General features: G+C 56.6%; 25 protein-coding genes and 1 pseudogene. 10 read left to right on the plus strand and 16 right to left on the minus strand.

Annotation, left to right across the window (positions count from 1 at the left end; all coding sequences use genetic code 11):
* Positions 1 to 22: 22 nt before the first annotated feature.
* The 10 genes from AC1DFB_RS13985 to AC1DFB_RS14030 form a co-directional block, all read right to left on the minus strand.
* On the minus strand, positions 23 to 1147 hold the full coding sequence (locus AC1DFB_RS13985; RefSeq protein WP_480921506.1) for a hypothetical protein: 1125 nt from the start codon (positions 1145 to 1147) through the stop codon (positions 23 to 25).
* The gene (locus tag AC1DFB_RS13990) at positions 1134 to 1490 is read right to left on the minus strand and encodes a hypothetical protein (protein ID WP_170423297.1); all 357 of its coding nucleotides are present in this window, start codon (positions 1488 to 1490) and stop codon (positions 1134 to 1136) included. Before AC1DFB_RS13990 ends, AC1DFB_RS13985 begins: the two co-directional genes overlap by 14 nt.
* On the minus strand, positions 1491 to 2570 hold the full coding sequence (locus tag AC1DFB_RS13995; protein WP_170423295.1) for a coiled-coil domain-containing protein: 1080 nt from the start codon (positions 2568 to 2570) through the stop codon (positions 1491 to 1493).
* A 210-nt stretch (positions 2571 to 2780) separates the two neighbouring features.
* Positions 2781 to 3212, minus strand: a complete 432-nt coding sequence (locus AC1DFB_RS14000; RefSeq protein WP_170395209.1) for a hypothetical protein — start codon at positions 3210 to 3212, stop codon at positions 2781 to 2783.
* 223 nt (positions 3213 to 3435) lie between these two features.
* Positions 3436 to 3903 (minus strand): Hsp20 family protein, encoded by a 468-nt coding sequence (locus AC1DFB_RS14005; protein ID WP_170395206.1) that lies wholly within the window; start codon positions 3901 to 3903, stop codon positions 3436 to 3438.
* A 122-nt stretch (positions 3904 to 4025) separates the two neighbouring features.
* Positions 4026 to 4844, minus strand: a complete 819-nt coding sequence (locus AC1DFB_RS14010) for a trypsin-like serine peptidase (RefSeq protein ID WP_480886176.1) — start codon at positions 4842 to 4844, stop codon at positions 4026 to 4028.
* Complete coding sequence (locus AC1DFB_RS14015; protein WP_170395202.1) at positions 4841 to 5626, minus strand: trypsin-like serine protease; 786 nt, start codon at positions 5624 to 5626, stop codon at positions 4841 to 4843. Before AC1DFB_RS14015 ends, AC1DFB_RS14010 begins: the two co-directional genes overlap by 4 nt.
* Positions 5627 to 5743: 117 nt before the next feature.
* Positions 5744 to 7057: a glycolate oxidase subunit GlcF gene (glcF, locus tag AC1DFB_RS14020; RefSeq protein ID WP_480921507.1), complete on the minus strand. Its 1314-nt coding sequence runs from the start codon at positions 7055 to 7057 to the stop codon at positions 5744 to 5746.
* A gap of 3 nt (positions 7058 to 7060) precedes the next feature.
* A complete protein-coding gene (locus tag AC1DFB_RS14025) occupies positions 7061 to 8155 on the minus strand; it encodes an FAD-binding protein (protein WP_480921508.1) in 1095 nt (364 codons plus the stop codon).
* A 50-nt stretch (positions 8156 to 8205) separates the two neighbouring features.
* Positions 8206 to 9645 carry an FAD-linked oxidase C-terminal domain-containing protein gene (locus AC1DFB_RS14030; RefSeq protein ID WP_170408703.1) on the minus strand — a complete coding sequence of 480 codons (1440 nt, stop codon included), beginning with the start codon at positions 9643 to 9645 and terminating at the stop codon, positions 8206 to 8208.
* Between the two features lie 80 nt (positions 9646 to 9725).
* On the opposite strand from AC1DFB_RS14030, the gene AC1DFB_RS14035 reads away from it, so the two are divergent.
* Both AC1DFB_RS14035 and AC1DFB_RS14040 read left to right on the plus strand, forming a co-directional pair.
* Positions 9726 to 10436, plus strand: a complete 711-nt coding sequence (locus AC1DFB_RS14035) for a DUF599 domain-containing protein (protein ID WP_170395190.1) — start codon at positions 9726 to 9728, stop codon at positions 10434 to 10436.
* 35 nt (positions 10437 to 10471) lie between these two features.
* Positions 10472 to 10819 (plus strand): hypothetical protein, encoded by a 348-nt coding sequence (locus AC1DFB_RS14040; protein ID WP_480921509.1) that lies wholly within the window; start codon positions 10472 to 10474, stop codon positions 10817 to 10819.
* Between the two features lie 3 nt (positions 10820 to 10822).
* Here AC1DFB_RS14040 and AC1DFB_RS14045 read toward each other — a convergent pair whose 3' ends face one another.
* From AC1DFB_RS14045 to AC1DFB_RS14060, 4 genes and pseudogenes are all read right to left on the minus strand, one after another.
* The gene (locus AC1DFB_RS14045; protein WP_170636501.1) at positions 10823 to 11308 is read right to left on the minus strand and encodes an NAD(P)H-dependent oxidoreductase; all 486 of its coding nucleotides are present in this window, start codon (positions 11306 to 11308) and stop codon (positions 10823 to 10825) included.
* 1 nt (position 11309) lies between these two features.
* Positions 11310 to 11780, minus strand: a complete 471-nt coding sequence (rlmH, locus tag AC1DFB_RS14050; RefSeq protein ID WP_170408706.1) for a 23S rRNA (pseudouridine(1915)-N(3))-methyltransferase RlmH — start codon at positions 11778 to 11780, stop codon at positions 11310 to 11312.
* Positions 11781 to 11824: 44 nt separating this feature from the next.
* A pseudogene (gene rsfS / locus AC1DFB_RS14055) lies at positions 11825 to 12185 on the minus strand (ribosome silencing factor).
* A 164-nt stretch (positions 12186 to 12349) separates the two neighbouring features.
* A complete protein-coding gene (locus AC1DFB_RS14060; protein WP_170408707.1) occupies positions 12350 to 13711 on the minus strand; it encodes a mechanosensitive ion channel domain-containing protein in 1362 nt (453 codons plus the stop codon).
* Between the two features lie 123 nt (positions 13712 to 13834).
* Between AC1DFB_RS14060 and AC1DFB_RS14065 the strand changes: the two genes are divergently transcribed.
* The 6 genes from AC1DFB_RS14065 (at position 13835) to AC1DFB_RS14090 (ending at position 18800) form a co-directional block, all read left to right on the plus strand.
* Positions 13835 to 13930: an isopropylmalate isomerase gene (locus AC1DFB_RS14065; RefSeq protein ID WP_260023663.1), complete on the plus strand. Its 96-nt coding sequence runs from the start codon at positions 13835 to 13837 to the stop codon at positions 13928 to 13930.
* A 43-nt stretch (positions 13931 to 13973) separates the two neighbouring features.
* A complete protein-coding gene (gene leuC, locus AC1DFB_RS14070; protein ID WP_170395174.1) occupies positions 13974 to 15377 on the plus strand; it encodes a 3-isopropylmalate dehydratase large subunit in 1404 nt (467 codons plus the stop codon).
* A gap of 38 nt (positions 15378 to 15415) precedes the next feature.
* Positions 15416 to 15970 carry an HdeD family acid-resistance protein gene (locus tag AC1DFB_RS14075; RefSeq protein ID WP_170395171.1) on the plus strand — a complete coding sequence of 185 codons (555 nt, stop codon included), beginning with the start codon at positions 15416 to 15418 and terminating at the stop codon, positions 15968 to 15970.
* Positions 15971 to 16012: 42 nt separating this feature from the next.
* Positions 16013 to 16618: a 3-isopropylmalate dehydratase small subunit gene (leuD, locus tag AC1DFB_RS14080; protein WP_480921510.1), complete on the plus strand. Its 606-nt coding sequence runs from the start codon at positions 16013 to 16015 to the stop codon at positions 16616 to 16618.
* A gap of 332 nt (positions 16619 to 16950) precedes the next feature.
* A complete protein-coding gene (locus AC1DFB_RS14085) occupies positions 16951 to 17781 on the plus strand; it encodes a hypothetical protein (RefSeq protein WP_170395166.1) in 831 nt (276 codons plus the stop codon).
* Complete coding sequence (locus AC1DFB_RS14090) at positions 17778 to 18800, plus strand: endonuclease/exonuclease/phosphatase family protein (protein WP_480921511.1); 1023 nt, start codon at positions 17778 to 17780, stop codon at positions 18798 to 18800. Before AC1DFB_RS14085 ends, AC1DFB_RS14090 begins: the two co-directional genes overlap by 4 nt.
* 7 nt (positions 18801 to 18807) lie before the next feature.
* Here AC1DFB_RS14090 and AC1DFB_RS14095 read toward each other — a convergent pair whose 3' ends face one another.
* Positions 18808 to 19713, minus strand: a complete 906-nt coding sequence (locus tag AC1DFB_RS14095; protein WP_480921512.1) for a sugar nucleotide-binding protein — start codon at positions 19711 to 19713, stop codon at positions 18808 to 18810.
* Positions 19714 to 19796: 83 nt separating this feature from the next.
* On the opposite strand from AC1DFB_RS14095, the gene AC1DFB_RS14100 reads away from it, so the two are divergent.
* Positions 19797 to 20690: a LysR family transcriptional regulator gene (locus AC1DFB_RS14100; protein WP_170395159.1), complete on the plus strand. Its 894-nt coding sequence runs from the start codon at positions 19797 to 19799 to the stop codon at positions 20688 to 20690.
* Between the two features lie 6 nt (positions 20691 to 20696).
* Here AC1DFB_RS14100 and AC1DFB_RS14105 read toward each other — a convergent pair whose 3' ends face one another.
* Positions 20697 to 21224: a redoxin domain-containing protein gene (locus AC1DFB_RS14105; RefSeq protein ID WP_170395157.1), complete on the minus strand. Its 528-nt coding sequence runs from the start codon at positions 21222 to 21224 to the stop codon at positions 20697 to 20699.
* Positions 21225 to 21315: 91 nt separating this feature from the next.
* Between AC1DFB_RS14105 and leuB the strand changes: the two genes are divergently transcribed.
* Positions 21316 to 22419, plus strand: a complete 1104-nt coding sequence (gene leuB / locus AC1DFB_RS14110; RefSeq protein ID WP_170395155.1) for a 3-isopropylmalate dehydrogenase — start codon at positions 21316 to 21318, stop codon at positions 22417 to 22419.
* The last annotated feature ends 34 nt before the right edge of the window (positions 22420 to 22453 follow it).

Genomic DNA, 22453 nt, shown 5'->3' on the forward strand with positions numbered 1-22453 from the left:
AATACTCTCGCCGAAGGCGAAACTAATACCTCAACACCTGCCCTGACTTGCTGACCACGAACTTGCGCACATCGGCAAACCCTGGAGGGTTACGCTCGGCCAGCACCTGAAACGGACGCTGGGGCAAGATGATCGACCGTTGGGTGCGTGTGGCCCCGGTTTCGGCCCCCTGCCCGCCGAACGGATCCAAGGCAAAAACCTCGCGTTCGACGGTCGAGAACCATCCGGCCCGCTCTTCGATCACATCTTCGCTTTCCAGCTCTTCCGTGGTCCAGGCCAGCGCCCAATCCTGACCTTGCGGAGATTGCGCATCCTCCAGCACCTGCCGCAGGGGGCCGGATTGTTCGGTAAAGGCGGAGGAATACATCGGCCCCACATGAATGCGGCGCAGGTGTTTGGGGTGCAGGTCGTCGAAATCCTGATCGAACCCTTTGGCTATGGTCACTAGTTTCAACCCGCCCAGAGACTGCGCCATCAGATGCGCCTGCACTTCGGGCCAGCGGCGTTGGTCTTTGGGAAGGGCGGTTTTGCCGCTGTCCTCCAGTTGCATCAGGTAGATCACTGGCAGGTTGATCTGGCTGTCATAGACCGCCCAGTGGATCATGAACTTCCGCCGTTCGCCCTCATTCCCGATCCAGTGGCACTCGGGATCGTTGCGGGCCCAGAACAGCTGACCTTTCAGCAATTCCTCATAGTAGAGCCTTTGTGACAGCGCGAATTGCAGCTTGGTGGGGATTTCCTGATCGCCAATGATCGTACGCACCATGTCAGTTTTTAGGTCATCCTCGGACGGCATATTCGCCAGATGCACCTGCGCCTGCTGCGCGTCATTGGCCATGGTCAGCAGCTCGGCCGCCACCGGAAATCCGCTGTCGCGCTTGTCCATCGCAAGGCTGCCAAAGAACCGCCCCGTATCGCGCCCAACCAGCAGGTATTTCATGGAAAGCGCGCGGAACGTATAGAGCAGTCCCGAGAGGTAGCGCGACACGATCCGCACCTCTTGCTTGCTGATTGCGCCCTCCGCCTCCATCGTCGCAGCCACGCGCAGCAGGTGGACGGTGATCACCTCGAATTTGCGGAAATAGCGGCGTGAGGCGAAAGTGTCGGTCAAGCCGACATGGTCTTTGGTGGGGTTAGTTTCGACCACGGATAAATTTCCTGTATCTGCCCCAATCTTCAAAGACGAGCCGGAAACGATCCCGCCAAAAACCAAAGGCTTCGGCTGACGTCATACCATCACTGTGAAGTATTTCTTCATACATATTCACCATGCCGAACCAAAAAGCTGGCACCACAATACGGACGACGAAATAGACGTAGGCCGGTAATAGCAGCACTCCGAAAGTAACTGCGACACCCTCCACGTTGGCGGCATTGTGCAGGCCCAAAAGCGCCAAAACCCACAGTGCTAGTACATAAACAACCAACGCAATTGCCAATACCGGTATCAACACGACCATTGGGCCAAACATCAATATGAAAGAGGCCATTTACCCCCCATACAAATTCTTGTCATGCTTCTCGACAATCGAGGCAAAGCGCCGCGCGAACCGCTCATCCGCCTTGGCCTTTTTCTCCAGCACGTCGCGGGCAAAGACCATGTGGTCCTCATGCGCCTCAAGCATGTCGGCCATTTTCTGGTTGGTCGCGGTGCCGATGGCGGCCATGGCGGTTTGCGCCTCTTGATCGGTCTGCACACCGATCTCGTTGATGCGGTGGGCCACGTCCTGCTGCTGTGCAGTTTTCAGCGATTTGGTCAGGGCGTCATACAGCACCACGCGTTGTTGCGTGTCTGTCTGCAGCTTGTTGATCAGCACCATCTGCGTCGCTGCCTGATTCTGGAGTGAATCGACCCAAGTTTTACCCTTTTCGATGTACCGCTCCAACGTCTGAGACTTGGCCAGCTTGACCTGCTCTTCCTGAACCTTGGCGTTGTATTGCTTGTTCAGCTCGGCCAGTTCAGTTTCCAGCTGGGTCCGCGCGGCGGCGTCCTGTTCGACGCTGATTTTGTTTTCCAGCGTGATGATTGTCGGGTCCATACCCTGAATCTCGGCGCGCAGTGCTTCCAACTCGGCCACCGTCGCCTCACGGTCATCCAGCGTGACAGTCAGGTTGTCTTCGACCTTGACGCGCTGTTCCTCCAGTACCGACAACTGCCCTTCCAGCAACTTTACGATCACATCGGACTTGGCGATCAGGTCCTGCAGCTTGTCATCAATATTGGCGGTGCGCATGCGTTCCTGCCGCATGGACTCGGATTTGGCCTTGGCGAAGATGCCGACGAACGACTCCCACCCGGTTTTCGAACGCATTTCGTCGAAATCCTTGGAAAACGCGTTGGTCACGTCGTCGAGCCCCATGATCAGCTCAGCGATGTTGGCGTTCATCACCTCGGTATGGGCGTGCACATCTTCCAAAGTGGCATTTTCAATGTCGATATCTGCCTCTGCGGTTCCGATCTTGGCACGCGCCGCTTCGATCCGTGAGGTCAAGCCTTCAATCTGCGACTGGCTTTCGCGGACTTTCTGTTGCGTCTCTTGAATCAATGCTTCGAATTGCTGGTTCGACATCTGCTATCCCTATTCTTCTTATCATCCAATGACATAGGGAATGTTATGGCAATTTACATCCCCTTGGGTCTCCAAATCACCAAGACTGTGACAAACTCGACGCTAAAAAGATAGACGCAGAGACAAGGCCGAGACACATTGCCCGCTGGTTTTCAGAAGGGAAAATAGAAGCTCTTGGATTTCTTAAGTTGAAGCTGCCGATGGGTAAGCTCAGTAGTTCGAATACCGGAAATTGACCACAGCATCATCTTGAATAGCGCAATGGGCTTTTATGTGGCTCCGAGCATCATTGCTGTCCTTTGAGCGCGCGACCTCCAAATCAATCAGATCGATGCCATCAGAATTTGTCGTATAGGAAAGCGTCCGCTCAAAATCGACGGCATAGTAGCCTTGATTGCTCATGGCGGTGTGGGTCCGATGCATACAAAGCCCGATCGCATTCTCCTCGGGCGAAACGTGCGGGTGCTTCTGGTATTTTGATCCGTGCTTGTGATGGTGTTTGGCGATCGACGCTCCCAGCACACCCAACGCGACCCCAGCGATAAGCGCTCCTGTATCGTTGGCACGGGTTGATGTCGCGGTCAGTGTGGTCGATGCAACAACGGCACAGACTATAGCGGCAAAAACGGATTTCATTCGCATCTATTTCGTCTCCCTCTGTAGGCAGTGAACAAAATTCAGTTCATTGAAGTGTTCCAGAAGAGACTAGCCTGACGACCTAAACTATTGCCAGATTTTCGTGAAAACGTGTTGCCCACCATGTCCGTGTTGCGATGGATACAACTTCGCCCCGCGCCTGGAGGAACGCGGGGCGTGTGGTGCGACAATCCAGAGAGGCGGGACTGTCGCTAAGTGATCAACGGCCTCAGTTCACGGCTTTGGCGTCAACCACGTCCTTTTCAATGGCCTTGCCAGACGAAATTTCGATCCGGCGCGGCTTCAGGGCTTCTGGCACTTCGCGCTTCAGATCGATGTTCAGCATGCCGTTCTCATGGCTCGCGCCGGTGACACGAACGTGGTCGGCCAGAGCAAAGCGGCGCTCGAACGCGCGGGTGGCGATGCCACGGTGCAGGTAGCTGCGCTCTTTTTCGTCCGAAGCTTTCTTGCCGGAAACCACCAGAGAATTTTCCTTTACCTCAACCGACAGATCGGCCTCGGAAAACCCTGCAACAGCGACCGAAATGCGGTAGGTATCAGCATCGGTCTTTTCGATGTTGTAAGGGGGATAGCTGGGCTGAGCCACGTCATTGGTCAAAACCCGGTCCATCATGTCTGCAATCTGGTCGAAACCGATGGTTGCGCGGTGAAGTGGTGCGAAGTCAAATGTACGCATGTCGTATCCTCATCTTTGAGCGATTCACGAAATTGCCCTCCGAAATGGACGGGCGGTGATTTATGCCGGACCCCAGCTTTGGCGATCCAGTAAAACTCAGATGGGAAGTAAAAGGACTGGGTTCAAGACCCGCCCGCGCTGAGGAATTTAGCACCCGAACTGGACTTGGCTGAACCCGGCTGCAATCTGCGGATTGTTGCCGTGGGTCGGGGCGCGTCACGACGCAATATCGCCTTGAGTTCCGAGACAATCCCCGACAGCTCCATCCCGTAGCCGATCTTGCGTTGACCATCCGATGCGCCCGCCGAAACAACCGACAGGATCTGCCAACGCGAGCCTTTTTTTGCTAAAATAGCGGAGCCCGACGAACCGAATGTAATATCGCAATCAAAGCTGATCAGCCCCTGCCCGCGTTGCAGGATGCGGCAAGAGCGTTGGCGCGTGATCGCCTCGGCCCGACCGCGACCATACGAGGCGACGCTGATTTCGCTGTCGCTGACGCGGCCGCTGTGCAGGGCGAACGGATCAGCAATCGAATAGGGAATCGGCTCTTCCAGCCGCATTAGAGCCACATCAATTCGAACACGTGACGCCGATACCGGCGCATTGGCAACAAAATCGGGATGGGTCGCAATCTGGATGACCTTGCGATCCGCAAGCGCCTGACCGTCGCTCAAACCGGCGCGAAAGGTCAATTCACCGGGGGCATAGGGTTTTCCGGTGGCCTTGCTCACAGCGCAATGCGCCGCTGTCAGCACGATGTCCTTTGCGATCAAAGTACCGGTGCAAAAGCCCTGTTCGCCGATATCCAGACGTCCGACCGCCTCCCACCCATACAGATCATCGCGATCCGTCAGTCGGCGCTTGCCGCTGGTCTGGGCCTGTGCGGCAGTTACGAGAATAGAAACAAGCAAGGTGATACTTAGAAAAACACGCATCATGGCTTAATGAACTTTGCTCCGAGGTTTTTGGTGTTGTTGTCCAATGTGGCGTTCATACCCCGCCCCTGCGAAAGCTCGGCCCGCAACAATTCCAGCGATTCATCCAAGGCGGTGCCCAGCGCAACGCGTTGACCCTGCAATTCGGCCTTCGCTGCAACGACCGACACAATGCGGGGCCGCTCACCGTCAAACGAAAAGATCGGCGCGCCGGATGCCCCGAAATCCACGTTGCAGGACATAACCAGAATTCCAGCCTGTCTCCCAATGACGGAACAGACTTCCTGCAGTGCTGGCGCTTCGGCGCGGTCATGCGCGTACGAGACAACCCCCACCTCTTGACCGCGGGCAGGACGACGTCCGGTTTCGAAAGGAATGACCGAGGTGTTGCGGATCGGCTGCCACAGCTCGATCAGCGCAATATCATGACGCACCCGCGTTGCAGAAACATTGCCTTCATACACATAGTCGGGGTGAACCACTGTTCGACGCGCCGGGCGATAAGCCGAGGCGGAACCGAGGCGCCAACCGGCCAGAAACTCGATCCGGGCCGGATTAATTCGCTGTTTCGTGGTTTTGTCGTACAGACAATGCGCAGCCGTCAGTACCAGAGTCGGAGATATCAGCGATCCGGTACAAAACCCGGTGCCGTCGATATCCAGCCGACCAACTGCCATCCACTCGCGCCCAGCATCGGTGGTTTCCAGGCTCCTAAGCCCAGTATCCTGCGCCTGTCCTGCCAAGGGCAGCAAGCTGAAGACAATAGCCGTGATCCAGTTGCGCACGCGGGTCTCCGGTCATGAGGTCCGACCAAGATTCGTATGCCGTTGGTGCGGCGAAAATAGGGCAATTGCCCCTTGGATTAAATTCAACCGGACCTGATGCGCGGGTGCAGCAATCGATCAGCGCAGTTGGGGTACCCCAGCCATGCCGTCGCGCAATGCGCGCGGTTCCGGCCCTCCGGTGGCCCAGTCCAGCAGCTCGACTGTGTGGACAACGGGCGTGTCAGTCCCAGAGCCGATCTGCATCATGCATCCGATGTTACCTGCCGCGATAACATCAGGGTTCCTAGCCTCAAGCGTGCGCACTTTTCGTTGTTTCAACTGACCCGAAATCTCAGGCTGCATCAGGTTGTAGGTTCCTGCACTGCCACAGCACAAATGACTATCTTTAGGCTCTAACACTGTGAATCCAGCCGATTTCAGCAGGTTCTTGGGATAAGAGGTAACCTTTTGCCCATGTTGCAATGAACACGCCGCGTGGTAGGCAACAACCAGTTCTTTCTTGTCGCTGTCCGGCATCTCCAGCTGCACCAAAAGCTCACTGATATCCATCGCCATGCCGGATACACGCCCCGCATCCACCGCCAGCGGATCACTGCGGAACATGTGCCCATAATCTTTAACCGTGGTCCCACACCCCGAGGTGTTGATCACGATCGCATCCAGACCATCACCATCCATTTCGCGTGTCCAGGCCCGGATATTGGCTGCAGCAGACGCATGGCTTTCACCGGTTTTACCCATGTGATGGGTTAATGCGCCACAACAGCTGGCACCTTCGGCGACAACGACCTCGCAGCCCAATCGGGTCAGCAGGCGAATCGTGGCGTCGTTGATGTCGGTGTTCAGCGCTTTTTGCGCACAGCCCGTCATTAGGGCGACGCGTTTCTTCTTAGCGCCTTTTGCTGCAAAGCTCTGAGGGTCATCATTGCGACTGACTGGTGGAATATATCTCGGCGCCATGTCCAGCATCGCCTTTAGCCGGGCATCCGGCATCAGAAACCGGAACGGACGACCCAGCTTTGCCCCTATTAGAGCCCAGCGAAAGCGTGTCGGATAAGGCAGGATTCTGGCCAATATCCAGCGCAGAGCCCGATCCGAGAACGGGCGCTTGTAGTTGTCTTCGATATATTCCCGTGCGTGGTCCACGAGGTGCATGTAATGCACGCCCGAGGGGCACGTGGTCATGCAGGCGAGGCAGGATAGGCAGCGATCGATATGCTTGACAGTCTTTTCGTCCGGAACACGCTCATTCTCCAACATGTCCTTGATCAGATAGATGCGCCCGCGAGGGCTGTCCAACTCATCGCCTAGGACCTGATAAGTCGGGCAGGTTGCTGTACAGAAACCACAGTGAACACAATTTCGGAGTATCTCGTTGGATCGCTGAATCGCTGGGTCTTGCAACTGCTTTTCGGTAAATTTCGTCTGCATCGCCTACCCCATCAGACCCGGATTGAACACGTTCCGAGGGTCAAATCTCTTCCGAATTGCCTTTGTTAGAGCCTGAATCTGCGTGCTCTCCGGTTGGAACCGCCCAAATTCAACAATGGTGTCAGCCTCTGCACGTACCAGCGTTGCATGTCCTTCAAAGTGACCCAGTCGTGCACGCAGATCGGTGCCCTTTGGCACCAATACCCAGATCAAGCCCCCGCCCCAGTCAAATAGGGTTCGAACCGCGTCTATCCGTTCTGCAAGGCTGGCTGCATCGCCGGGTTTCACCGATAAGCGCCAGACATCACCTTGCAGATCCTTAAACGCACGCAGATCACGCAGATCGACCCAGCGGTTCCTCGAATTCTCTAACTCGGTGCATTCGCCCCCAAGGATTTCGCGCAATCGACCTACCCGATAGGCAACCGAGTCGGCAAATCCTTCGATCCGCAACAGCGCCTGCCCACCCAGTGGATCATAGGCTGCGCTGCTCACCTCGAAGGGGGATTTCAGGGCAGTGGACATGAGATCAACTGCGGTTCCTACATCAGCGGCCCCGACTGCCAGAGTGGTCTCGATCTCAGGTCTAGGCAGCACTTTCAGTGAGATCTCGGACAGCACCCCTAGCGTGCCCCAGGAACCCGCCATGAGCTTGACCAGATCGTAACCGGTGACATTCTTCATCACCCGCCCGCCATTCTTGATCACCTGCCCCAACCCGTCGACATAACGTACGCCCAACAGGAAATCCCGGCACGCGCCAGCCTGAATTCGACGCGGCCCCGAGATGTTGGCCGCGACAACACCGCCGATTGTCGGTTCCCCCGTGGTGCCCAGCAAACCGCGATGATCCATCGGCTCGAACGCCAGTTGCTGGCCCTCGGCCTCCAAAGCCGCTTCGATCTCAGTCACTGGAGTCCCGGCATGCGCGACCAGAGTCAATGCGCCCGGCTCATACTGTGTAATTCCGTGCAGTCCTGACAGGTTCAGCACAGGCTCGGGCCCATCAAGGCCGCGCGTGCCGCCTCCCGCAATATGCACTGGGCCATCCAGGCCGGCAACGATGTCCGCAAGTTCAGCCTCGGTTTCAGGTGTCATGGCACTTCATCTTTTCGCAAATACTCTGGGTATTGATGGGGAAGGCTCATCTATTCCGCGGCCATCCTGCGCGTGGCAGACGCCTTTAGCGGAAACACCTTGGCTGGGTTCAACAGCCAATTCGGGTCAAACACATCTTTCACCGCCATCTGCGCCTCAAGATCCTGTGGTTCATATTGGTGTGTCATCAGATCACGCTTTTCGATGCCGACCCCATGCTCACCAGTCAGGCAGCCCCCCGCATCAACGCAAAGCTTCAGGATGTCCGCCCCGAACGCCTCACATTTCTCAAGATCGCCGGGTTTGTTGGCGTCAAACAGGATCAAGGGGTGCATGTTGCCGTCACCAGCATGGAACACATTGCCGACTGGCAGGCCATAGTCTTTGCTCAGCTCCCCGATCCGGCGCAGGACGAAGGGTAGCGATGAGACCGGGATCGTCCCATCCAGACACATATAATCGTTGATTTGCCCCATCGCGCCGAAGGCCGATTTCCGCCCCAGCCAGATACGGGCGCTTTCATCAGCCGATTGGCTTTCTCGCAGCTCAACCGGATTATGCCGCTTGGCGATCTCGATAATCTTCGACAACTGGCTATCGATCTCTGCCTCTGATCCTTCAACTTCGACAATCAGCAACGCCTCGCAATCAGGATAACCCGCTTGGGCGAAATTCTCGCAGGCTCGAATACAAAGGCGGTCCATGAACTCGATCGCGACAGGCAATATGCCCGATTTGATTATGTCAGAGACGCATTGACCGGCTACTTCATTATCGTCAAAGCCCATCAGAACGGGACGCGCGCCCTCAGGTTTGCGCAGGATGCGCAACGTTGCTTCAGTTACGACACCCAATTGCCCTTCGGATCCGCAGATAACACCCAACAGGTCCAACCCGCCAACATCCAGATAGGCACCTCCAATTTCGACCACGCTGCCATCCATCATGACCATAGTCACACCCATCAGATTGTTGGTCGTCACCCCGTATTTCAGGCAATGCGCGCCGCCGGAATTCATCGCGATATTCCCGGCAATGGCGCAGGCAAGCTGGGATGAGGGATCGGGAGCGTAAAAGAAATCCTCTTCTTCAACGGCACCGGTTACACTCAGGTTGGTTCGGCCGGATTGCACCTTGATAAACCTGTTGTCGTAATCGATTTCCAGAACTTCGTTCATCCGTGCAACGCCTAGAATCACACAATCTGCCGTCGGCAGGGCGCCACCGGCCAATGACGTGCCCGCGCCGCGCGGTACAACCGGCACACCCAGTTCATGGCAAATGCGCAAGACATCGGAAACCTGCTGCGTGGTCGAAGGCAGTACAGCCAGCATTGGCGGGCATTTATAGGCGGTCAGCGCATCACATTCATAAGCCCTGGTCTCGGCCTCTTCATGGATAACAGCATCCTTCGGCAGCACTTGCTGTAGTCGCGCAACCAATGCCTCCTTGCGTGCTAAGACATCCGGATTTGGCTTGGGCATTTCCATCGCTGATCCTCCATTTGGTAAAATTATATTACCAATTTTATCGACTGGCAAGTTACCGAATCCAACAATAGTGTCGCGGCATGACCTGGATCGACCGCACATTACTGTTTTCCTCGCTGGACTATGCAGCCGTTTTGCTATTGTTCGCGACATGGCTGGGGATTGGGTGGAGGATCGAAAATCCGTCCTCTCAGAAACCATCGGTTTCATTGATGATGGATGATTTCCGCAAGGTCTGGATGCGTGAAATGGTGACGCGCCAGCCGCGTGTGTTCGATGCACAAGTGATCTCGGCCATGCGCCAGGGCAGCACGTTCTTCGCTTCGACAATCATGATTGCAATAGGCGGCGGCTTGGCATTGCTTGGCAATACCGAACGCCTTGCTGGGGTTGCTGAAGATCTTGCCATCGGCCGTGCGCCTGCCATGGTTTGGGAAATCAAGATACTGATTATTCTGCTTTTTCTGTCGAACGCTTTTCTGAAATTTGTCTGGTCGCATCGCCTGTTTGGGTATTGCGCAATTCTGATGGCCGCTGTTCCAAATGATCCCGATGATCCACAGGCCTATCCACGCGCCACACAATCTGCTGATATCTGCATCACGGCGGCTCGTAGTTTCAATCGCGCGTTGCGGGCGACATATTTTGCGTTGGCTTCAATCGCATGGATACTTGGACCGGTAGCCCTGATCCTAAGCTCAATCGTCACATTCGGTGTGCTCTATCGTCGCGAATTCGCCTCGCATTCACGGACCGTAATCATGACTGCGCCACCAAACACAGAGTCGTGATCGCAATGCCATGCGCGAGAGCATAGTTTGACCCTATGCGATATCTGATTCTCAGCGCCTTACTGGCCAGCCCCGCATTCGCCGACCCTCCGACGGTCGAACAGGTTTCAGCCCAATCAAATGGGGATAACTGGCGGTTCGACGTCACGATCCGCCACTCCGACACCGGATGGGATGACTATGCCGACGGCTGGCGTGTTCTGGATATGCAGGGGAACGAGCTGGGGATGCGTGTGCTGCATCACCCTCATGTCGATGAGCAGCCCTTTACCCGGTCTTTAAGCGGGGTGGTTATCCCGGACGGGACCACGCAGGTGCAAATTCAGGCGCGCGACAATGTCGGTGGTTGGAGCGAAGACACGACCGTGGTCGATCTGAACTGACCCTCAGAACACCCCGAGGCTGAGACCTGCGGCCAAGGCCGCTCCAACCTCACGACAGCTTTCAAGTTGTTCTTCGGGAATGATCTTTTCGGCCAAGATCGCTTTGGGTGTTTGCGCATGAGTGCAGATGATCAGGGGCGGTTGCACTTCTTTCAGCCGCCATCCCGTTGCGATCCGAGCCATCTGGCGCGCGGCATTTTCGCCATCTGATCCGGCGCAGACCATCTGCGCATAGGGTCGACCTTCGATCTGACCCAGCACCGGATAATAGCAGCGGTCAAAGAACTCTTTCATCAGCCCAGAGATCGCGGCCAGGTTCTCGGGTGCGCAGAAGATATAGCCATCGGCGGCCAGCAGGTCGTTTGGCCCGGCCTGATCGGCGGTTTTCAGGATGGTGTTCGCTTCATCCCGCGCTGCTTCGGCTGCGGCTTCAGCCATTTGCCGGGTGCCGCCGGTGCGCGAGTGGTAGACGATCAATAGCTGCGCCATGTCAGACCCGGTGATAAGGGCCGCCTGAAAGGATGGTCGCGGCCCGGTAAAGTTGCTCGGCCAGCATCACACGGACCAACATATGGGGCCAGACCATTGACCCAAAGGATAGGGAAAAATCAGCCTCCGCCCGCAGATTAGGGTCTATTCCGTCCGCTCCGCCGATGATCAGCGCCAGATCCTGTCGGCCCGCGTCGCGCCATCCACCCAGCTTTTTTGCAAAATCAGGCGAGGACAACACCCGTCCGCGCTCATCTAGCGTACAGATCACCACACCCTTGGGCAGCGCCTTGCGCAGCAGGGTGGCCTCGGCCCCCATGCCAGCGTTTTTCTTGTCTTCAACCTCGATCACGCGCGCAGGCCCAAGCCCCAGCGCGCGGCCGGTCCGGTCAAATCGGGTCAGATAGTCGTCAAGCAGGGATTTCTCCGGTCCGGCGCGCAATCGCCCGACCGCAACGATGCTGATACGCATGTCTCTCTCGCCTCCGGCCCCTCAATACAGGCCGGGATGGCGCCTCAATTCGCCGAGGCGCTGCCGCCCTGAGGCAGCCACATCTTTTCCAGCTGATAGAATTCACGCACTTCGGGGCGGAAGATATGGACGACCACGTCGCCCGTATCGATCAGCACCCAGTCGCCGGCATCCTTGCCTTCGACCTTCGAGGTGAAACCGAATTCCTGCTTGATGCGATCCGTCAGCTTTTCCGCCATGGCCGAGACCTGACGGGTCGAGCGACCCGAGGCAATCACCATGTGATCCGCAACAGAAGACTTACCTTGCAGGTTGATCTGCACTGACGTCTTCGGCCTTGTCATCGGAAAGTGAGGAAAGGATACGTTCAAGCAGCTTGTCGCTGATTGACTGAGAGTGGGCCATTACATCGGCCCCATCATCGGCGGGCAAACCCGCCTGTGTATGTAGAGACAGGACATAGTCCTCCTTTGCTGCGCGCCGCCAAACCCCGGCGCCGGGGTACTAATAAGGTAACAAGGGGATTGCAACATTTCAATGAAAGGGCCGACGCTGCGCCCCACATCCAGTCACTCTTTGGCGAGATGTTGCACCTCGGCGTCGGCCTCCGGGCCGCCCAATACGCGGATTTCACGCTGCGGGAACGGAAGCGAGATGTCTTCGACCTTGAACGCATCCCACAGCGCCAGGAAAACATTGCCCCGAATGTTTGTCAGACCCTTGTTCGGATCACTGATCCAGAAGCGCAACACATAGTCCACGCTGCTGTCACCGAAACCAGTGATATGGCAGACAGGTTCATGTTTGCCTCCACTCAGCACTCGACCAACCGTCTTGACGGCACGGATCGCTGTCGCGCGGACTTTGTGCGGGTCGTCGTCGTAGCTGGTGCCGAAATCAAGATCCAACCGCACGAAACGGTCGGAATGCGACCAGTTCACCACCTGATTGGTAATCAGATCTTCGTTCGGAATCAGATATTCCCGACCATCCCGCGTAACCACCGAGACATAGCGCGCGCCCAGCGCGTTAATCCAACCAAATGTGTCCCCGAGTGAAATCACGTCGCCCGGTTTGATCGACCGGTCCATCAGGATGATAATGCCCGAGATCAGGTTCGAAACCACTTTTTGCAGGCCAAACCCGATCCCGACGCCAATGGCCCCGGACAGCAACGCTATGCCAGTCAGATCAAACCCGAGGGTGCGGATCGCCGCCATGAACACCGCCCCGTAGAGCAGCACCTGAATACCCTTGGCCAGAAGAACCTGCATCGATGGTGTTATGTCTTGATTGTTCGTAAGGCCGCGCTCAGCCGCGCGTGTGCCGACACGCGCCAAAGTCAGCAGGACGCCAATCAGCAGTACAGCCTTGATGATGCCCAGCGCCGAGATATGAAGATCACCGATAGAAATGGCGACGCCATCAAGGAAACCGGCTACATCATCCGTCAGGTTCAACGCAATTAACGTGGCATAGACCCACATAGACCATTTAAATATTTGTCGCAGCGTTCGGTTTCTCACCAATCGCGAAACCAACGCGATGGCCAGCCATGCAACAGCCAGCGTTGCGAAGACACCAAGTATATAGCTCCGCGACGGCCATGTGACCTGTTGCATCACCAGATAAAGCCCACCAGACAGCAACACAAAATAGACCAATGTCAGACGGCGCATCAGTTGTATCAATATCCGCAGACGCCATTTCGGCCATCCCACCCGGGCCCTCGCCCAGGTTTCCCATCGGCCCTGCGTCAGCAGTTTCAGCAAGAATGAGATTGCCCAGAGAAACAGGATGATGATGAGTTGATACTGCCGCCATCCTGGGGTGACGATCAACTCGACCAGACCTTCAATTTGCGAGGAAAACGCCGCCGTCATGTTGGCGTAAAGCTCCGAGAGCGTCTCCGGTAGTAAATCCTGGTTCATTCACCTCTCCTGCAGGTCAGCTTGGACAGCGATGCTGGATGATGCAAGCCCGCAGTGAGACGGTTGGGATTGAACCTTGATTGACACGAATGCCCGTTATATCTGGTGCGTATGAGACTCAATGTGGCCCAAGAACAGAATCTGGAAGATCGCGCGCGTCTGCGTGAACGGTTCTTTGGGGCTGCCCGCACGGTCTTGGCCCGCCTATCGGCGGCCTAAGCCAACTCGCCAGCTATTTCTCATTTCATACGGGAGAGGACCGATGTCCCCCAAAACACTCTATGACAAGATCTGGGATGCCCATGTCGCCCACGAGGCCGATGATGGCACCTGCCTGCTGTATATCGACCGCCATCTGGTTCACGAAGTGACCAGCCCACAGGCGTTCGAAGGCCTGCGCATGGCGGGCCGCAAGGTGCGCGCGCCAGAAAAAACCATCGCCGTGCCGGATCACAACGTTCCGACCACGCCGGACCGTGTGAATGGTATCGAAAACCCGGAATCACGCATTCAGGTCGAGGCACTGGACAAGAACGCCAAGGATTTCGGCATTCACTATTACCCTGTGCACGACGTCCGTCAGGGCATTGTGCATATCGTCGGCCCCGAACAGGGCTGGACCCTGCCCGGCATGACCGTTGTTTGCGGCGACAGCCACACGGCGACTCATGGTGCATTCGGCGCTCTGGCCCACGGCATCGGCACGTCCGAGGTTGAACACGTTCTGGCCACCCAGACTCTGATCCAGAAGAAGTCCAAGAATATGAAGGTCGAAATCACCGGCAAACTGCAGCCGGGTGTGACCGCCAAAGATATCACTCTGGCTGTGATCGGCGAGACCGGTACTGCTGGCGGCACAGGTTATGTCATCGAGTATTGCGGCGAAGCGATCCGCGATCTTTCGATGGAAGGGCGCATGACCGTCTGTAACATGGCCATCGAAGGCGGTGCCCGCGCTGGCCTGATCGCGCCGGATGAGACCACCTTTGAATATGTCAAAGGCCGCCCGCATGCCCCCAAAGGCGCGCAGTGGGAAGCCGCGATGGACTGGTGGAAGACGCTTTACACCGACGAAGATGCGCATTTCGATAAAGTCATCACGCTGCGTGGTGAAGATATCGCGCCAGTCGTCACTTGGGGCACCAGTCCCGAAGATGTGCTGCCGATCACCGCATCCGTACCGCATCCCGAAGATTTCGAAGGCGGTAAAGTCGACGCGGCCCGCCGTTCGATCGAGTATATGGGCTTGGAAGCCGGTCAAAAGCTGAGCGATGTTGAAATCGACACTGTTTTCATCGGCTCTTGCACCAACGGTCGGATCGAAGACCTGCGCGCTGCGGCGGAAATCCTGAAAGGCAAGAAGATCAAGGACGGCATGCGCGCCATGGTCGTACCAGGCTCGGGCTTGGTGCGTGCACAGGCCGAAGAAGAAGGTTTGGCCGAGATCTTCAAAGATGCCGGTTTCGAGTGGCGTCTTGCGGGCTGTTCAATGTGTCTGGCGATGAACCCCGACCAGCTGCAACCGGGCGAGCGCTGTGCCGCGACTTCGAACCGCAACTTCGAAGGCCGTCAGGGTCGCGGTGGGCGTACCCATCTGCTGAGCCCTGCAATGGCTGCCGCTGCGGCAATCACAGGACGGCTGACAGACGTCCGTGAATTGATGTAAGAGTCTCTCATATCTAGATATTTGATGGAGAGACTAACATGAGTGATTGGGTCAAATGGCTACTGCTTGGACTTTTGTCCATAGCATTCGGGGTGTTCGTATTGGGCGCACCGGTCGTGGCGTCCGTTGCCGTAACAGTAGTAACTGGTGTGTTGCTATTGATTGCGGGCGGAATGCAGATCGTTGGTGGCTTCACGGTTGAAGGCACTGGCAACAAGATCCTGTCACTCATCATGGGTGCGGTCATGCTGTTTCTGGGCTGGTCCTTTCTGGATCACCCGCTGCAGGGCACGCTGACGCTAGCAACTGTGATGCTGATCCTGTTCATGGCAGGCGGTATCGCACGGGTCATTCTGTCGTTCCAGATGAAAGGAACGCAGTTTTTCTGGCCCACGATGATCTCGGGCATCTTGTCGATCATCCTCGCCGGCATCATCTGGACCTATGTGGGCAAGGAACCGGCTGCTCTGCTGAGTATACTGGGGATCTTCCTGGGCATTGAGATGCTGTTCAACGGGTTCGGATTGGTCTTCATGGCGTTCTTCGTCAAGAACGCACCCAAGGACGAAACAACAGAAGCGAAAGAAGCTTAAACGCGGAGCACGGGCGCGGCCCTACCCCGCAGGAGTGTAGAAATGGAAAAGTTCGAAAAAGTCCACGGGGTGGCCGCCCCAATGCCACTGATCAATATCGACACCGATATGATCATTCCCAAAGTGCACCTGAAAACCATCAAACGCTCTGGCCTGGGTGTCGTGCTGTTTGATGAGATGCGCTATCACGATCATGGCGGCGAGAACGAAGATTTCGTTCTGAACAAACCCGCTTATCGCAACACCGAGATTCTGGTGGCTGGCGACAATTTCGGTTGCGGCTCGTCGCGGGAACATGCGCCATGGGCGATCAAGGATTTCGGCATCAAGGTGGTGATCTCGACCAGCTTCGCCGACATCTTTTTCAACAACTGCTTCAAGAACGGCATCCTGCCCATCGTAGTCGAAGAAGAGCATCACGCGATTCTTATGGATGACGCGCACAAGGGTGAAAACGCCCGCATGACCGTGCATCTGGAAGATCAGCAGATTACCACTTCGGATGGCATGATCATCGAGTTCGACATTGACCCACACCGCAAGCACTGCCTGCTGAACGGTCTGGACGATATTGGCCTGACGATGGAAAAAGACCATCACATCGACAAGTTCGAAGATCATGCGAGTCAGGCCCGCCCCTGGGTATGATTCTGGGGACGAGATCTGTTGATACTCAACCTAACAGGGTCGCAAGCGCGGCCCTGTTCGCATTCTTGGGGCAAAAACCCAGTGCACCACAACATATAGGTATCAATTTGAGATACACGCCGGATTTGCGTCGAAATTGATGCAATCCCGCACCAGTTGCGCCATCATTTTGCCCGAAATTGCGTGTTATTTGCTCATTGGCTTGAGCGAAATACCGCTTATCGGCAAAGTTGGCACCCATGAGGTAGCCGCCAACGAACGAGCGGTGAGCACAAGTTGGACGATAAGTCGGCACAGAATCGACTACGCCGGTTTGGAAAAGGGTTCGGATTGTGATTGCACGCACAACGGGGGCGGCGATACGTGGATTATTGGTAGCACTTATGGTGCTTACCCCTGCGTTGTACCTGCCTACATCGACGTCGAATGGGACTGAGATTGTCGTCTTTCTGGCGATCCTTGCGTTTATCCTGACTTTCTCGGAATACAACTCGGCCTTTCCAAGCTTTATCGAATTTCGTGACGCACCACCTGTGAACAGGCTGCGCTTTGTCGGTTTGATGTCGATGGTTACCTTCCTGACGCTAATCTGCAAAAACGCCTATGCCCCCTCGGAACTTACTGGCCTGTTTTATTCAGTTGGCCTGATGGTCGCGAATGTGGTGGATTTCCCCTACTCCCCCGTTCGTCTTGTGGTTTTGATGCTGCCCGCCGATGCCAGCCAGCCCCTCGTAGATTTGGTGCGTATCTCCGCCAGCGTCGCTTATGTCGCGGCCTTGGTTACCATCGCCAGCTTTGCCTATGCGGTGAAGCTTCGGGGATGGCCAACAGGCAACGGCGCGTTCAACGTCTGGACCAATCTACCGCTGTTTGACCCAACCAAGGGTGGTGATGTGGTCACCCGTCTGCAGCGTGACGGGCGGCTCAACATCGCAATTGGGGCTTTGCTGCCTTTCCTGATTCCCGCCCTGATCAAACTGATGGCTGCTTTCATCACGCCGATCGCGCTCAGCAATCCGCAGACATTGATCTGGACCCTTTGCGCATGGGCATTCCTGCCTGCCAGCATGATCATGCGAGGCATGGCGACACTACGCATTGCCGGCCTGATCGTTGAGAAGCGCCGCGCATACTCAACTTCCGAGTCAACTCAGATCGCATGATCCGACTGCTGGTTCTGTTGCTGTTGCCGTTTACGGCACAGGCAGAGACATTGCGCATCGCAAGTTTCAATACAGAACTCAGTCGCGAAGGTCCCGGCCTGTTGCTGCGTGATATTCGGCGGAACGACCCTCAGGTCGCTGCGGTGATCGAGGTGCTGATGACAACCCGTCCCGATATCGTCGCGCTGCAAGGCATCGATTGGGATTTAGACGGGCTTGCCCTTGCTGCGCTGGTCGAGGCGCTGAAAAGCAACGGCTTGGATTATCGATACAGTTACGCCGAGCAACCCAATTCCGGGATCGAAACCGCATTGGATCTGGATGGGGACGGCGATACGGGCGGCCCGGGCGATGCACAAGGCTGGGGGCGGTTCACCGGCCAGAATGGGCTGGCAGTGCTGTCCCGCTATCCTATCGCTACCGATCAAGTGCGGTCATTCACCCAGATGCGGTGGCGCGACTTGCCGGATGCCCAGCTGCCAGCCGAGGATGGAGAGCCCTTCCCATCACCACAAGCGCAGGCTGTTCAGCGGCTGTCTTCTACATCGCATTGGGTCGTTCCGGTCGACACCCCAGGTGGTCGCCTAAACCTGATGACGTTTCACGCCAGCCCGCCTGTCTTTGATGGACCTGAAGATCGGAACGGACTGCGCAACCGGGATGAAATTCGGCTCTGGTCGCTTTTGCTGAACGGTGATCTGGGTGAGAAACCTACAGGCCGTTTTGTCATCGCAGGTGATGCGAACCAGGATCCTTACAAAGGCGAGGGTCGCAAATCAGCAATCCGTAATCTTCTGGCCAATCCGCAACTGCAGGATCCGATGCCTGTTGACCCTGCGGGGTCAACTTCAACAGTTTTGTGGAAGGGCGTTGGCGAGATGAGAGTGGATTATGTCCTACCTTCGGCGGATTGGCGTGTGCACGATGCGGGCATTTACTGGCCGGAGCCCACATCCCATGACGCGGCCGTCGCCGCAAGCCGTCACCGGCTTGTCTGGGTCGATCTGTTCGACGAATAGGCTTCGATCATGACCGTATGACTGTGCCGAATCGCTGGCGGGATTCATATTGCACAGGTTCAGACACGGCGTTCCTCAACGCGTCATTTAGGTCGGTCTGCGCAAATTCCGGGAGCAGAGCATCAAAGAGGCGTCTGTCCAGCCGGTGAGAAGTATTCCATAGATACCTCATCTCAAGCAAATGAGGCGCCATACGCCAGAACGGGCGGGCCAGATGCAAAGGCAACCATGCCATCTGTTTAAGGGTGAGTTCACGCCCCGCAACCTGCGAAAGCGCCAATACCATTTCATTGCCGGTCAAAGTGTATCCAGCATAGGGGACATCGCAGAAACGCGGTAGCAGGCTGCGCATTTCTGCCAATTCCACAGCAGCGCGAGTTAAATCGGGCAGATAGGCCCAAGCATGCGCGATATCCGGATTGCCGGGATACACAAAGCGCCCGCGCCGCAAGTGTTTGATGAGAATCTGATCGAACCAATTGCCAGAGGCCGTGGTATCTATGAAATCACCTGCCCGCAACATGATGGTCCGAACCGACGAGGCGCGATAAGCCTCTTCCATCTCGATCCGAATGCGTCCCAACGGATTTCGCGCAAGATGCGGTGTCCTGCTCGACCAGGGGCCGGGCGTATCCGCACCGAAAACATAAACGTTCCCCGGGACAATGACCGTCAAGTCACGCTCTGATGCAGCGGCGATTACCTGACGATGCAACTCTGGCACCTGCTCCGCCCAGTCGGGGTAAAGCGGGTTCCAGGCGTTCACGATGACGTCTACTCCATGTAGCGCCGCGCGCAATTCCTCCCTGCGTCGATCAAACTTTTGCACAATCCATCCCGCATCCGAAAAAGCTCTTGCAGCGTTGCGTCCAAGTCGACCGGTGGCCCCGAGAATAAGTACCGTTTGTGGCATTGATCCCTCCGTTCCGGATCAATCTATTCATTCACGATGTTTTGGAAATTGCGAAAAATCGCAGATTATGTATTCGTTTTTGAATGGCTAAAACACTCCAACTATCCGACTGGTCCTTAGTTCAAAGCTTTCTGGCGGTTGCCGAAACCGGCTCACTATCCGCAGCCGCAAAGCAACTGGGTCGCAGCCAGCCGACGCTTGGACGTCAGGTGCATGCGCTGGAAGAAGAATTGGGGGTCTCGCTGTTTGATCGTCACGCGCGTGGACTGACGCTCAGCGAGGTGGGGCAGCAAGTGCTGCCAATGGCGCAGCAGATGTACAGCGCAGTCAATGCCCTGGGGCTGACGGCAGCGGGTCAGGCGCAACAGCTGGAAGGGTCGGTCAGGATCACCGCTTCGGTATTTGTATCGCATCACCTGTTGCCGCCGATACTTGCCGCAATCCGTGAGGCAGAACCGGCCATTCAGCTTGATCTGGTCGCCTCGGATGCCAGCGAAAACTTGCTGTTCCGCGAGGCCGATATTGCCGTGCGCATGTATCGGCCCGAACAGGTTGACATCGTGGCAAAGCATATCGGTGAGGTTCCGTTATGTTTCTGCGCCGCCCAAAGCTATCTGGATCGTGCAGGGCGACCAACAACGCCGACAGAGTTGATGCAGCACGACCTTGTGGGATTTGACACCAATGAAGACATTATCACCGCAATGCGGAACAAGGGCTGGCCTGCCAGCCGGGACAGCTTTGCCACGCGATGCGACAACCAGACTGCCTATTGGGAATTGATCCGCGCAGGGTGTGGGGTGGGCTTCAGCCAACTCAGCATCGCGCAGTCCGATCCTCTGGTCGAAGTGCTAGATATTGATGTCGAGATACCGGTGCTGCCGGTCTGGCTGGCTGCCCCTCAGGCGATGCGACAGACCCCGCGCATTCGCAGAGTCTGGGATTTACTGGCCGACGGGTTGAAGGCCCGGCTTTAAAACCGCCTACAGCGCGCCGGTATAGGTGCCGCGCGCAGGATAGTTATTGGCCAAGGTGAATTTCAAACCGCCGACGATGTCCGACATCGGCGGCCGCGCAAAAGGCGTTGTCTGCTGCCAGACGTAATAGAGGGTCTGATCAGGTTTGATATAGAAATGTCCTGGCTCAGCGAACAACGCTGGCTCGGCACTACCTTCACGAGCCACCGAGATGTTCAGGCCCCAGACATCCCGCGCGTCAGCCATGGACAGGCCGTATCCTACGCGCAGCTTCGACACTCCGGCCTTCTCAACCGTCTCGGCCGCACGTTCGCCGGTATCCGTGGTGATCATGATCACCTCAATCCCCAGCTCGGCGAATTCATCCAGCGCAGCCTCGACCTCACCCATTTGGCGAACGCAGATCGGGCAATGCAGGCCGCGATACTGAATCACCAGCGTTCCGTTTTCGCCAGTGTCGCGCTCAAGATCAAAGGTGCCATGGCTTACTGTTTCGATTTTTAGCGATGGGGCCGGATTTCCGGGTGTCAGCATGTGGTTTCCTCGTGATTTGATGGGTTCGTCTCATTGACCCGATGCGCCGCAAACGCTAGGGCCTGTGCGACAAAACGCAAGGAGACTGTCGATGTCCAACCCCTCGCTCCTCATCCTGCCCGGAGACGGAATTGGCCCGGAAGTTATGGCCGAAGTGCGCAAAATCATCGATTGGTTCGGCGCCAATCGCGGTCTTCAATTTGACGTGAGCGAGGATCTGGTCGGCGGCGCTGCCTATGATGCGCACGGGAAGCCCCTATCGGATGAGACCATGGCCAAGGCACAAGACGTCGACGCCGTGCTGCTGGGGGCTGTTGGCGGCCCTAAGTATGACGATCTGGATTTCAGCCTGAAACCCGAACGCGGACTGCTGCGTTTGCGCAAGGAAATGGACCTGTATTCCAACCTGCGCCCAGCTCAGTGCTTCGACGCGCTGGCGGATTTCTCGTCGCTGAAGAAGGATGTGGTCGCTGGCCTCGACATCATGATTGTGCGCGAGCTGACATCGGGTGTCTACTTCGGTGAGCCGCGCGGCATCTTTGAAGAAGGCAATGAGCGCGTTGGCATCAACACCCAGCGGTACACCGAATCCGAGATCGAACGCGCAGCACGTTCCGCGTTTGAGCTGGCGATGCGCCGGAACAAGAAACTGTGCTCGATGGAAAAAGCCAATGTGATGGAATCGGGCATCCTGTGGCGCGAGGTCGTGACACGTGTCGGTCAGGAATACCCCGAGGTCGAGCTGTCACACATGTATGCAGACAACGGCGCGATGCAGCTTGTGCGCGCGCCCAAACAGTTTGACGTGATCGTCACCGACAACCTGTTTGGCGATGTACTATCCGATTGCGCAGCGATGCTGACCGGATCTTTGGGCATGCTGCCGTCTGCCTCGCTGGGCGCACCGATGGCGAATGGCCGCCCTAAGGCCATGTATGAACCCGTGCATGGCTCGGCCCCGGACATTACAGGTCAAGGCAAGGCCAACCCAATTGCGTGTATCCTCAGCTTCGCCATGGCACTGCGCTACAGCTTTGACCAGGGCGACGAAGCGGATCGTCTGGAAACCGCGATCGAGAAGGTTCTGGCCGACGGCGTTCGCACAGCTGACCTGCTGGCCGAAGAAGGGGTTGAGCCGGTTTCGACCAGCGAAATGGGTGATGCAATTCTGGCAGCGCTAGACGAAAGCGTCTGATCTTACGATCATTCAGACATCAAAGGCGGTGCCC

This window comes from Ruegeria sp. S84, from assembly GCF_056583445.1.